This window comes from Bifidobacterium sp. VU/mBH4 (B4) (assembly GCF_058199535.1).
Map to the genome: position 1 here is coordinate 179,741 of NZ_JBVPQJ010000002.1, position 12,840 is coordinate 192,580.

Consider the following 12,840-nt stretch of genomic DNA (forward strand, 5'->3'; position numbering starts at 1 on the left):
GGGCACGGGTATAGACTGTGGTGGTTTGTCTGCCCGGAGATCGCGGCGGACTTGTATGCGTGAAGGATGTTGACGTGATCAAGATATGGACTCGCTACCTGCGGCCTTACTGGCTTCAGGTGGCCGTTCTGGTGCTCTTTCAGGTGGCGCAGACGGCCTTGAACCTCTACCTGCCCAACCTGCAGGCGGACATCATCGACAAGGGTGTGGCCGTAGGCGACCAGGATGCCATCTACAGGATCGGCTGGCAGATGATGGGCATCACCGCCATCCAGATCGTAGCCAACGTGGTCGCCGTCTACTGCGCCACCCGGCTGGCCATGAGGATGGGCTACGAGCTGCGCAGGGACCTGTTCGCCTCGGTGGAGGGCTTCAGCCTCAACGAGATCGAGCGCTTCTCGGCAGGTTCCCTGATCACCCGCACCACCAATGACGTCCAGCAGATGCAGATGACCACCATGCAGACCCTGATGATCATCCTGCAGGCCCCGGTCATGCTGATCGGCGGACTGATTCTGGCCCTGCGCCAGGACGGCCCCCTGACCTGGTCCCTGGCGGTCATCGTCCCCTTGATCCTTCTGGTGGCCCTGGTGCTCATGGGCAGGATGGGACCCCTGTTCACCCGCCTGCAGAACATGCTGGACTCCGTCAACCGCCTGGTCCGCGAGCAGATCTCCGGCGTGCGGGTCATACGCGCCTTCGTCCGCGAGAAGACCGAGGCCGCCCGCTTCGACAAGGCCAACCGCGACGTCTACGGCGTCCTGATCTCCACCGGCCGGCTGATGAGCATGATGGTGCCGCTCATGTGGTTCCTGCTAAACATGTCCAATGTGGCCATCATGTGGTTCGGCGGCCGCCGCATCGACTCCGGAGCCATGCAGATCGGCGCCCTGCAGGCCTTCATCCAGTACCTGATGATCATCCTGTCGGGTCTGATGATGGCCGCCATGATGTCGGTCATGCTGCCCAGGGCCGCTGTGGCCGCCCGAAGGATCAACGAGGTCCTGGAGGCCACCAGCGAGATCGCCGCTCCCGAACGCCCCTACCGCAACGAGCACCCCCAGGGCCTGCTGGAGTTCAAACACGTGGACTTCAGCTACCCGGGCGCCCAGGATCCGGTTCTTTCGGACATCTCATTCACCGCCCGGCCGGGCACCACGACGGCCATCATCGGAGCCACGGGATCCGGCAAGTCCACCATTATCCGGCTGGCCAACCGCATGTTCGACGTCACCGACGGCCAGGTCTTGGTGGATGGCCACGACGTGCGCGAGTACGACCCCGACCAGTTGGCTCTGATTTTCGGGCCGGTCCCGCAGAAGGCCACCCTCTTCACCGGCACTATCCGCGACAACATGCACTATGGGGACCCCGAAGCTGACGACGACCGCATCTGGCAGGCCCTGCGCATCGCTCAGGCCGAGGACTTTGTCCGTGAGATTCCCGAGGGCCTGGATGCCCGCGTGGCCGAAGGCGGCACCAACTTCTCCGGTGGACAGAAGCAGCGGCTCTGCATGGCCAGGGCCATCCTGCGCAACCCCCGCATCTACACCTTCGACGACTCCTTCTCCGCCCTGGACATGACCACCGACCGCGCCCTGCACGAGGCCCTGGTGCCGGTCACCCGCCAGGCCACCCAGATCGTCGTCGCCCAGAGGGCGGCATCCATCCGCCAGGCCGACCAGATTCTGGTCCTGGACCGGGGCCGCATCGTCGGCCGGGGCACCCACGACGAGCTCATGGAGGACTGCCCCACCTACCAGGAGATCGTCCAATCCCAGGGCGGGCAGGGTCCCGACGTGGAAGAGCTCAGCATTGACGAGGGGAGGGCCGAGTAGATGGCCAAGGACTTGAGCGCACACACAGGCTCACAGGCCGTGGGCGGCCGCCGTCACACCGTGGGCCGGCTGGTCCATTACCTGCTGGCCAGCCCCTGGAGGGTCATCGTCATGGTCCTCGCCGGCATGACCGCCGTGGCCATGATCGTCATCGGCCCCAAGGTCATGGGCGAGGCCACCAATGTCCTCTTCGAGGGGCTGCTGGGGTCCATGCTGGTCAAGATGGGCGCCAAGCCCGGCACCCCCAAGCAGGCTGTGGTCGCCTACCTGCAGTCCCGCGGCCAGGACAAGTTCGCCCGGATGATCGACTCCATGAACGTCCAGGTGGGCGTAGGCATCGACTGGGGCCGCTTCGGCACCATCCTCATGTTCGTCATCGGCATCTACCTGATCTCCATTCTGGTCAGGCTGGTGCAGAACTTCCTGATGACCCGGCTGGTCTCAGACGCGGTCTACACCATGCGCAGGCAGATCGAGGACAAGCTGGACCGGCTGCCCCTGCAGTACTTCGACCGGACCCCGCGCGGCGAGGTCATGAGCCGGACCACCAACGACATCGACAACATCTCGGGCACCCTGCAGCAGATCCTGGGCGAGCTGCTCTTCTCGGTCTTCTCCATCATCGGCGCCTTCATCATGATGCTGACCATCTCGCCCCTGCTGACCCTGATCGCCTTCATCATCATCCCGGTCATGGCCCTGTGCGCGGGCATCATCCTCAAGAAGACCCAGCCCCAGTTCACCAGGCAGTGGATCCGCACCGGCCAGGTCAACAGCCATGTGGAGGAGATGTTCTCCGGCCACATGGTGGTCCGGGCCTTCGGCCACCAGCGCAAGGCGGAGGAGGAGTTCGAGGAGCGCAACCAGGAGCTCTACCAGGCCAGCTTCAAGGCCTCCTTCTTCTCGGCTCTGGTCACGCCCATGTCGACCTTCTTCGGCAATTTCAGCTTCGTGATCGTGGTCATCGTCGGCGGCGTGCACGTGCTCAACGGCAGCATGAGCCTGGGCGGCCTGCAGGCCTTCACCCAGTACACCCGTCAGGCCTCCCAGCCCATCGGGCAGCTGGCCTCCATGGGCACCATGCTCCAATCCTCCCTCGCCTCCTGCCGCAGGGTCTTCGACTTCCTGGACGAGGCCGAGGAGGTGCCGGACATCGAGCATCCCGACCATCTGGGCCAGGAGACCGGAGGCAAGGTCGAGGGCCATGTCCGCTTCGACCACGTCCGCTTCTCTTACGATCCGGCCGAGCCGCTGATCAAGGACCTGTCCATCGAGGCCAAGCCCGGGCAGACCATCGCCATCGTGGGACCCACCGGGGCGGGCAAGACCACCCTGGTCAACCTGCTCATGCGCTTCTACGAGATCCAGGGCGGACACATCACCATCGACGGCGTGGACACCTCCAGGGTGACCCGTCACGACCTGCGCAGCCACTTCGGCATGGTCCTGCAGGACACCTGGCTCTTCGACGGGACCGTCCGCGACAACCTGCTCTACGGGCTGGACGAGGGGCAGACCATCCCCGAGCAGACCATGATCGATGGCGCCAAGGCCACCCACGTGGACGAGTTCATCCGCAAGCTGCCCCAGGGCTACGACACCGTCCTCAATGAGGACAGCAGCGAGCTCAGCCAGGGCGAACGCCAGCTGATGACCATCTGCCGGGCCTTCCTGTCCGACCCCGACATCCTGATCCTGGACGAGGCCACATCCTCGGTGGACACCAGGACCGAGCTGCTGGTCCAGCAGGCCATGAACACCTTGCGCAAAGGCAGAACCTCCTTCGTCATCGCCCATAGGCTGTCCACCATCCGCGACGCCGATCTGATCCTGGTGGTCAACCACGGCTCGGTGGTCGAGCAAGGCACCCACGACCAGCTGCTGGAGCGCGGCGGCGCCTATGCCTCCCTCTACAACTCCCAGTTCACCAAGGGCGAGGAGGACTGAGAAGGCATGAGCCTAAGGCGAGGACCGCTGAGCGCAGGGGAGCGGGTCCAGCTGACCGACCGGCGTGGCCGCAGGCTGACGGTCATGCTGGAACCTGGCGGCCTGACCCAGACCGACCATGGGCTCCTGCCGCACGAGGCCATGATTGGCCTGCCCGAGGGATCCGTGGTAGTGACCATCTCGGCTGACAAGTGGCGGCAGATGCGCCACCAGCAGGATGTCGACACCGACACACAGGCGCCTGACAGGGCCAAGCCCTGGAAGTCTTCCCGAGGCATCGGAGGATGGGCCTTCACCATCATGCGCCCCCGGCTAGAGGACTACATACTCTCCATGCCGCGCGGTGCCCAGATCATGTACCCCAAGGATGTGGCCAGGGTCATCCTTCTGGGCGACATCCGTCCGGGCATGAGGGTCCTGGAGTCGGGAGCCGGCTCAGGGGCCATGAGTCTGGGATTGCTGGATGCCATCGGCACGGAAGGCAAACTCACCAGCATTGAGCGGCGGGAGGAGTTCGCCCGGGTGGCCATGGGCAACGCCACCGTATTCTTTGGGCACCGCCCTGCCCAGTGGGACCTGCGTACCGGCGACTTCGACACCCTTGCGGCCGACCTGCCCGAGGACGAATTCGACCGTATTGTTCTGGACATGCTGGACCCCTGGAACCGTCTGGAGCAGGCCTACCGGGTCATGGCCCCCGGCGGCGTGCTGACCGCCTATGTGACCACTACCACCCAGCTCAGCCGACTGGCCGAGGCCCTGCGCGCCGACGGCCGATGGACCGAGCCCGAGATCATGGAGAGCCTGGAGCGCTCCTGGAAGGCCGACGGTCTGGCGGTCCGACCCGAGCATGAGATGATCGGGCACACCGGCTTCCTCTTGACCAGCAGGGCCATGGCTCCCGGCCAGCAGGCTCTGCGCAAGCATGTCCGGGCTACCAAGGACTACCAGACTGACGTCGATCAGGGCCGACCGCTTGCCAAGAGCAGCGGCTCCAACCGCGAGCGCGAAAAGGAAGACCTTGAGGACCTCGAGGATCTGGAGCTGCGCCGGGTCTCTGATCGCAAGCTGCGCAAGGTGCTGCGTGACCTGGATCATCAGGTGCGCACTCTGGAAGACGGCAAGGAGCAAAAAGGCTGATCGCCCATGACTCTCACTTTCACCTGGCTCTGCCATAATGGGGAAGACGCCTGACAGGAACTTCGGGAAAGGAAGCATGGCATGGGTTTGCGAAAAGGTCTGAAGGCCGAGGATCTGCGGCGGTGCAGCCGAACCCTTATGCTCATGCGTCACGCCAAGACCGAACGCCAGGGGTCACAGGGCGATCGCAGCCGCCAGCTGACCGACCGTGGCCAGCGGCAGGCCCGGATCATGGGCCGTGGATTGGCCGCTTTGGGCCTGGTGCCCGACCGCATCATCTGCTCGGGTGCGCCCCGGGCCCGTCAGACCCTGGACGGCATGCTCAAGCCCCTGGGGGACGGGCCCCGGGTCGACTACCGAGAATCACTCTATGAATCCGGCATGCAGGCGGTCTTCGACCAGCTGGCGCAGACCGAGGACCGTGACCGCCGGGTCCTGATCCTGGGTCATGAGCCCACCATGTCTATCTGCTCACAGTGGCTGGCCGAGGACAACTCCGACCCCGACCTCTTGGACCTGCTCAATCTTGGACTGCCGCCGGCCACCATGGTCCTGCTGGGCTCCGAGCGGCCCTTGACTGACTGGGGAACCCACCAGGCCCGTTTGCTGGGCATTCTGGGCCCCCAGGACCTGGAGGACTGACCGGCGGAACAAGCTCAAGGCCACCGCTGCAGGCAGTCTTGACGGGCTTCAGTCCCCCGCTTGCCGTCCTGTCGTTATCGATTCAGGTTATGGCGACACCTTATTTGCACCAATTACCCGCCTCCCCCCGCCGCTGATAGGCTGACCAAAGACATCAGGACGAAACTGGGAGGTTTCATGGCAGCGATTACATCCGTGTCCGGATTCCCGCGCATCGGCGCGCACCGCGAACTCAAGAGGGCCATCGAGGGCTATTGGAAGGGCGAACGGAATCTGGACGAGGTTCGGCGCACGGCCGCCGATCTGCGGGCCAGGCACTGGCAGCTTCAGCGGGAGGCCGGCGTCGATCTGATCCCCGTCAACGATTTCAGCTATTACGACCAGGTCCTGGATACCTCCATCCTCCTGGGCGTCGTGCCCGAGCGCTATCGGAAGCTGGGCCTGGGCCCCGAGGACACCCTCTTCGCCATGGGCCGCGGCTACCAGGGGGAGCAGGGTGACGTGACCGCTCTGCCTATGAAGAAGTGGTTCACCACCAACTACCACTACCTGGTTCCCGAGATCGACCAGGGCACCAAAATCGCCCTGGAAGGCGACAAGCCTTTCAAGGAGTTCCAGGAGGCGCGCGAGCAGGGCATCGCTGCCAAGCCGGTGCTGATCGGCCCCTACACCTTCCTCAAGCTGGCACGCGGTCCACAGGGCGAGCTGCTGGATCCCGATCCGGCACTGGTCCAGGACCTGGCCAAGGCCTATGCGACCATCCTGGAGCGGTTCGTCGACCTGGGCGCCGACTGGGTGCAGCTGGACGAGCCCTACCTGGTCCTGGACAAGGAACCGGGCGACCAGGACCTCTTCGAGACCCTCTATGGGCCCATTCTCAAGGTCCGCCAGAGCGGCCAGGGCAAGGTCCGTATCCTGCTCAACACCTACTTCGGCCATATTGGCGACTGCTACGACCGGCTGGTTGACCTGGGCTTCGACGGCATCGGCCTGGATCTGGTCGAGGGCAGGGATGAGAATCTGGCTGCCCTCAAGGAGCATGGCGTGCCGGAGGGAACGACCATCTTCGCCGGCCTGGTCAACGGCCGCAACATCTGGCGCAACGACTATGCCGTCAGCCTGGGCCTGCTGGATGCCCTGCACCAGGTGACCCCGAACGTGGTGGTGTCCACCGCATGTTCCCTCCTGCACGTGCCTTATACCGTGGCCGACGAGGACGGGCTGGATGCCGACACTGTGCGGCCGCACTTCGCCTTCGCCTTGGAAAAGCTGGGCGAGCTGCACGACCTGGCCCAGCTGGCCGATGCCGACGAGGGTCAGCGCCGCTCCAGCAAGGCCCTTGCCGACAACCAGAAGCTCTTCGACGGCAGCCGCGTCCAGCCCGACCCGCAGGTGCAGCAGCGTCTGGCCGGCCTGAAGGACGAGGACTTTGTGCGTACCCCGGCCCGGCCCGAACGCCAGAGGATCCAGGCCCAGGAGCTGGGTCTGCCCCTGCTGCCGACCACCACCATCGGCTCCTTCCCCCAGACCGCCGAGGTCCGCGCCGAGCGGGCCCGCCTGCGCAAGAAGGAGATCAGCCAGGAGGACTACGACGACTTCATCGCCCGCAAGATCGACCAGGTCATCGACCACCAGGAGCAGATCGGCCTGGATGTGCTGGTCCACGGCGAGTTCGAGCGCAACGACATGGTCGAGTACTTCGGCCAGAACCTCAAGGGCTACCTGTTCACTCGGAATGCCTGGGTCCAGTCCTACGGCACCCGCTGCGTCAAGCCTCCCATCGTCTGGGGGGACATCTCCCGCGCCCGGCCCATCACGGTGCGCTGGTCTTCCTACGCGCAATCCCGCACCAACCATGTGGTCAAGGGGATGCTGACCGGGCCGGTGACCATTCTCAACTGGTCCTGGCCCCGCGAGGACATCGATCACAAGCAGCAGACCCGCCAGCTGGCTCTGGCCATCCGTGACGAGGTCCTGGACCTGGAGGCCGCGGGCATCCGCATCATCCAGATCGACGAGGCCGCCCTGCGCGAGAAGCTGCCACTGCGGCGCTCCGACTGGCACAGCCGATACCTGGACTGGGCCATTCCCGCCTTCCGGCTGGTCCATTCCGGCGTCAAACCAACGACGCAAATTCACACCCACATGTGCTACTCGGAGTTCAACGACATCATCAAGGACATTGATGCCATGGACGCCGATGTGATCTCCTTCGAAGCCTCCCGCTCCGACCTGACCGTCCTGGATGCCATTCAGGAGGCCAAGTTCGAGACCGAGGCTGGCCCCGGAGTCTACGACATCCACTCGCCGCGCATCCCTTCCACCGAGGAGATCGTGGACCGGATCCACGCCATCCTGAAGAAGCTGGATGCGGCCAAGGTTTGGATCAACCCCGACTGCGGATTGAAGACCCGAGGCGACACGGAGACCTGGCCCAGCCTGGAGCACATGGTGGCCGCCGCCCATCAGGTGCGTGCGGAACTATCGTCCAGTCAGGAGTCGGATCATGCATGAGCCTATCTTTTCCCTGGAGGTCTTTCCCCCCAAGCGTGATGCCCCGGTGGGCACCATCTATGACACTTTGGATGGGCTGGAAGGGCTGATGCCCGACTTCATCTCGGTGACCTACGGGACCGGCCGGCGCTCGGACCGCACGGCCACAGCCCGCATAGCCAAGACCATCCATACCGAGTACGGCATCCCTGCCGTGGCGCACTTGACCGCCCAGTACGCGGACCGCGAGGTGATCGACCAGGCCTTGGACATGTTCGACGACGCCGGGGTGGCAGCGGTGCTGGCCCTGCGCGGCGACAGCGTGGAGGGCCGTGAGCCTGCCGGAGTCTTCGACCATGCCAGCGACCTGGCCTCCTACATCCGCTCCCGTCGGCCCAACCTGTCGATATACGGAGCCTGTTATCCGGAGACCCACCCGGAGGCCGCCTCGCCCGAGGAGGACATGGAGCATCTGCGTATCAAGGTGGATTCCGGCGTGGATCATCTGGTTTCGCAGCTTTTCTACGACAACGCCGATTTTCTGGACTTCCTGGACCGGGCTCGGGCAGCCGGCATCCAAGTGCCCATCGAGGCCGGCATCATGCCCATCACCAACGAGGGACAGGTACGGCACATGAGCGAGGTCTGCAAGGCGCGGATCCCGGCGGCTGTTGAGTCCATCCTGGAGCGCTGGGGCGACGACCGGGCCAGCCTGCGCGAGGCGGGCATCATCTACGCCTCACAGCAGATCGCCGACCTGGTGGCCCACGGGGTGGACGGCATCCACCTTTACTCCATGAACCACTCTGGCGTCACCAGGCGCATCTGGCACAACGTCCGTCACCTCTTCCATCAGGTTGGGGCCAAGGAGGAACCGGTCAGCAGCCAAAAATAATCGCATAGGAGCGGGGGAGGCCCCGCATCGATGACGGCAAAAGCGTGATTGCCAGCTTTCAGCGACGCTTTCGGCCATGATTGTCAGTGCGGGGCCTCAGCCATGGCCAGACCTTGAGCGCAGCTCTGTTCAAGGGCGGTATCATGCCAATCAATAGGCCAAGGACCATCCCTCCGATGGTTACCCAGGAGGCCAGATCACGTCCCAGCAGAATGAGCACCACCACCAGGCCGACCCCGATCAGGGACAGGACCTGTGTCCAGCGTTGCTGCGAATCAGTCAGTCGGTCGTTTTTCTTGGGCAGAAGTCCGTAGATCAGTCCCACCGCCAGCCCTATCAGGGCGCAGACGATGGTCAGGAGGGTATCGGTCAGCTGCATTCCAGGGTTCCTTCATTCATGATTGTTCGGGCAAGATCTTTCTGGTGCCGCGCAGGGCGTGGACGCGAGCGTTGGCTCTGGCCATGGCATCCAGTTGCTGCTGGTCCTGTATGACATCTTCGGGATCGATGCCCGAAATCAAGGCTATTACAGTCTCATAAGATGTCTTGGCCGTAGGAAGGACTCCTACCAGTCGTCCCTGGCGCATGACTGCTATGCGGTCGGAAACCGCGAAAACGTCCGGCAGATCGTGGCAGACCATGAGTATGCTGCGCCCCTCGGAACGCATGCGCTTGATGTAGTTGAGCACCTCTGCGGACTGCATGACCGATAAGGAGGCCGTCGGCTCGTCGAGCAGGATCAACTCCGGATTGTCCAGCAGGGTCCTGGCGATCGATACAGTCTGTTTTTGCCCCAGGGAAAGGGTTGCCATGGGTTGTCCAACGCGGATGGGGGAGGACAGCGACTGGAGGACCTGACGGGTGCGCCGACGCATGGCTTCGTCGTCACGCCGATGGTGACGATCGCGCAATTCCTTGCCCAGGAAGAGGTTGGAGGAGACATCCAGGTTGTCGCAGAAGTCCTGCCCCTGGAAAACGGCTGCAATGCCCAACTGATTGGCGACTCTGATCGAGGGAATGCTGGTCGGTCGGCCCTTCCAGAGCAAGGTACCCTGGTCGGGTCGGATCAAGCCGGACAGAATCCTGACCAGTGTGGACTTGCCTGCCCCGTTGTCACCTACGATGGCGAGCACTTCGTGTTGGCGAATATCCAGGTGTATGTGTTTGAGGGCCTCAACGAACCCGAACCTGATGCAGAGGTCGTCCATCTGCATCAAGACAGCGGTTTTATGCAATCCTGGTCACCTCCTCTACGATGATCGACCTGCGGATTTGTTGGACACATCAATGTGTTCGTTGACGCTATCGACAGCCATCATAGCCGCCCCCAGAGCCGATCCGGTAATCGGATAGCGGGCAGGGAGCACCTCCATGGGGACCATGGCATCAGGGAAAAGCATGCGCTGAAGAGTCTCCCGGAGGGGTTCCAGAAACACATCTTCTGTTGTGCTCAGGATGCCTCCCAGGACCACCACTTCGGGATCCACGGCGTTGCACAGATCGGCTACTACATTGCCGATGCGGATGGCCGCGTCGCCCACAATCCGTCTGCAGCCCGGATCCCCCTTGACGGCATTGGCCACCAGATCCTCCAGGGTCATGTTCCCGTGTGTCACGCTGAGCAAGGAGACCAGACGGCTCTCGTCCACCACCGTATTCAGGCACCCGCGATTGCCGCAGATGCAGATGTCGCCCAAGGGATCCACCTGGACATGGCCTATTTCGCCTGCCAGCCCGGTGGTGCCCCGCCACACCTCGCCGTTGATGACGATTCCCGCACCCACACCGTCATTGGCGTGGATGTAAACGAAGTTTCGTCTGCCGACTGCCGCGCCCATTCTCAGCTCGGTCATGGCTGAGAAGTTGGCATCGTTGTCCACCTGGACCGGCACCTGGAAAGCCTCATGGAAGGTGCCTATCAGATCCTCCTTGTCCCAGCCTCGCAGGATGCCGGGAATGGCCAGCTGGTGAGTCCTGCAGTCCACTGGGGCCCCCATGGCCAGGCCCAGGCCGACAAGCTCATCCGATTGGGCGCCGATGGAAGTCAGCGTCTCCTTGATCAGGATCATGGCCCGCTCCAGTGTTGTGTCAGGCTTGTGCTGCCGTGGCAGCGCCATATCATGCTCTGCCAGGATGGCATGGCTGGCGTCGACAACTTCCAGCCGCATTTCGTGACGGCCGATGTAGAGCCCGACTCCGAGGCCCTTGCGGCGGGCCAGCATGACCAGGGTGGCGCGGCGGCCGTTTCTGGTGGTGGAGGATGTCTCCAGAAGTCCTTGCTCGCCCATCAGGCGTACCAGGTTGGAGACAGTGGCTGTTGAGAGCCCAGTATTTTCAGCCAATTCGATCTGGGTCATGGCGCCGAATCTTCGGATCGTATCCAGCAGGAGGGCACGGTTGGCCTCACGCAGGGAGGACTGTGAACCGAACAATCGATGTGCCATAGATTCCAGTGTAGCCAAGATCGTGGCTTGCCCCCGCCCAGTGCACCCCTGCGCCGATGAAAGACAACAGTTCGAACAAATTATTAAATTCATGTACGAAACAGATAAATAGATAATCAGCTTTGTTGAGTTGATAAAGTTAACGCAATTGGGTATGCTGACCACTGGGCCTGCAATGAAGGGACCCAGGCAGACGGAGATGCCTGCCAGAGAATTCAAGGATGAAGGAGTCTTCATGAAGATGATGCAACGAGCCATGGCGGCGGTCATCGGCGTCGCCATGCTGACCGGACTGGGCGCTTGCGGAGGTTCACGTGCCTCCAGTTCCTCCCAGGAGGGAGGATCGATCGGCAAAGGCGCCACCATCGGCGTGTCCATGCCCACCAAGTCCGAGGAACGTTGGAACAAGGACGGCAACAACCTCAAGAGTAAACTGGAGAAAGCAGGCTACAAGGTAGTGCTCTCCTTCGCGGATGACAAGCCCGCCCAGCAGAATGCCGACATCGAGAACATGGTCAACAAGGGCGCCAAGATCGTGGTGGTGGCTTCCAAGGACGGCACCGCTGTTGGGCCGGCTGTCGAGAAGGCCAAGGATGCCGGGGCCAAGGTCATCGCCTATGACCGGCTGATCATGAACACCAAGGCCGTTGACTACTATGCGACCTTCCAGCTTGAGCGCACCGGCGTGCTGGAGGCCAACTGGCTGATCGACCAGCTGGGGCTCAAAAACGGAGCCAAGGGTCCATTCAATATTGAGCTCTTTACCGGTTCTCCCGACGACAACAACGCAAAGTACTTCTTCAAGGGCGCCTGGGAGCTGCTGCAGCCCTACTTCAAGTCGGGCGTTCTGGTCAGCCCCTCCCAGCATGGCGGCGGTGTGACCAAGGACTTCAAGCTTTCAGACTGGCAGAAGATCTCCGTCCAGTCCTGGAAGACCGAGCAGGCCCAGAAGGACATGGAATCCATTCTTGATTCGACCTACGCCCATGGCGAGCGGTTGGATGCTGTGCTGAGCCCTTATGACGGCATCAGCCAGGGAGTCATCAACGCCATCCAGTCCAAGAGGCCCGACATCCAGCCCAATACCGACAACTGGCCCAAGATCACCGGGCAGGACGCCATGGAGATCTCCGTGGCCAACATCTCCAAGGGGCTGCAGGGTCAGACCGTCTTCAAGGACGTCAACAAGCTGGCCCAGGCCGTCTACGACATGATCATCGAAATCGCCGAAGGCAAGAAGGTTACCGGCATCAACGGCACCTTTGACAACAACAGCATCAAGGTGCCCTCGAAGCTGTTGGATCCCAAGGCCATCACCAAGGACAACCTGACCGATCTGGTCAAGGCGAACTACCTGACCCAGGCACGATTCGATCAGCTGACCAAGTGAGGTTGGCATCACAGTCGCGCCGGACCGTCCCGCTTCCGGTCAAGGGGAGGG

Annotated in this window: 10 protein-coding genes; 7 read left to right on the top strand and 3 right to left on the bottom strand. The window is 62.9% G+C overall.

All coding sequences use genetic code 11. The features are described 5' to 3' along the window. Positions 1-74: 74 nt before the first annotated feature. From AC0AII_RS03950 to metF, 6 genes are all read left to right on the top strand, one after another. Positions 75-1,838, top strand: coding sequence for an ABC transporter ATP-binding protein (locus AC0AII_RS03950; protein ID WP_490446209.1), 1,764 nt, complete (start codon positions 75-77; stop codon positions 1,836-1,838). Further along, entirely contained in the window at positions 1,839-3,785 is a 1,947-nt protein-coding gene (locus tag AC0AII_RS03955; protein WP_490446210.1) for an ABC transporter ATP-binding protein, read from the top strand. It abuts the gene before it with no gap. Positions 3,786-3,791: 6 nt separating this feature from the next. After that, positions 3,792-4,925, top strand: coding sequence for a tRNA (adenine-N1)-methyltransferase (locus AC0AII_RS03960; RefSeq protein ID WP_490446211.1), 1,134 nt, complete (start codon positions 3,792-3,794; stop codon positions 4,923-4,925). 81 nt (positions 4,926-5,006) lie between these two features. Next, the gene (locus AC0AII_RS03965) at positions 5,007-5,567 is read left to right on the top strand and encodes a SixA phosphatase family protein (RefSeq protein ID WP_144085607.1); all 561 of its coding nucleotides are present in this window, start codon (positions 5,007-5,009) and stop codon (positions 5,565-5,567) included. Positions 5,568-5,744: 177 nt separating this feature from the next. Further along, on the top strand, positions 5,745-8,081 hold the full coding sequence (metE, locus tag AC0AII_RS03970) for a 5-methyltetrahydropteroyltriglutamate--homocysteine S-methyltransferase (protein WP_490446212.1): 2,337 nt from the start codon (positions 5,745-5,747) through the stop codon (positions 8,079-8,081). Further along, positions 8,074-8,955 carry a methylenetetrahydrofolate reductase [NAD(P)H] gene (gene metF / locus AC0AII_RS03975; RefSeq protein WP_101432409.1) on the top strand — a complete coding sequence of 294 codons (882 nt, stop codon included), beginning with the start codon at positions 8,074-8,076 and terminating at the stop codon, positions 8,953-8,955. Before metE ends, metF begins: the two co-directional genes overlap by 8 nt. 58 nt (positions 8,956-9,013) lie before the next feature. Here the strand turns inward: metF and AC0AII_RS03980 are convergent, their stop codons facing one another. The 3 genes from AC0AII_RS03980 to AC0AII_RS03990 are packed head-to-tail and all read right to left on the bottom strand — an operon-like array spanning position 9,014 to position 11,399. Next, a complete protein-coding gene (locus AC0AII_RS03980) occupies positions 9,014-9,334 on the bottom strand; it encodes a hypothetical protein (RefSeq protein ID WP_490446213.1) in 321 nt (106 codons plus the stop codon). A 16-nt stretch (positions 9,335-9,350) separates the two neighbouring features. Continuing rightward, positions 9,351-10,190 (bottom strand): ATP-binding cassette domain-containing protein, encoded by an 840-nt coding sequence (locus tag AC0AII_RS03985; protein ID WP_490446214.1) that lies wholly within the window; start codon positions 10,188-10,190, stop codon positions 9,351-9,353. A 15-nt stretch (positions 10,191-10,205) separates the two neighbouring features. Then, a complete protein-coding gene (locus AC0AII_RS03990) occupies positions 10,206-11,399 on the bottom strand; it encodes an ROK family transcriptional regulator (protein WP_490446215.1) in 1,194 nt (397 codons plus the stop codon). Positions 11,400-11,634: 235 nt separating this feature from the next. Between AC0AII_RS03990 and AC0AII_RS03995 the strand changes: the two genes are divergently transcribed. Then, complete coding sequence (locus AC0AII_RS03995; protein WP_045924497.1) at positions 11,635-12,789, top strand: substrate-binding domain-containing protein; 1,155 nt, start codon at positions 11,635-11,637, stop codon at positions 12,787-12,789. The last annotated feature ends 51 nt before the right edge of the window (positions 12,790-12,840 follow it).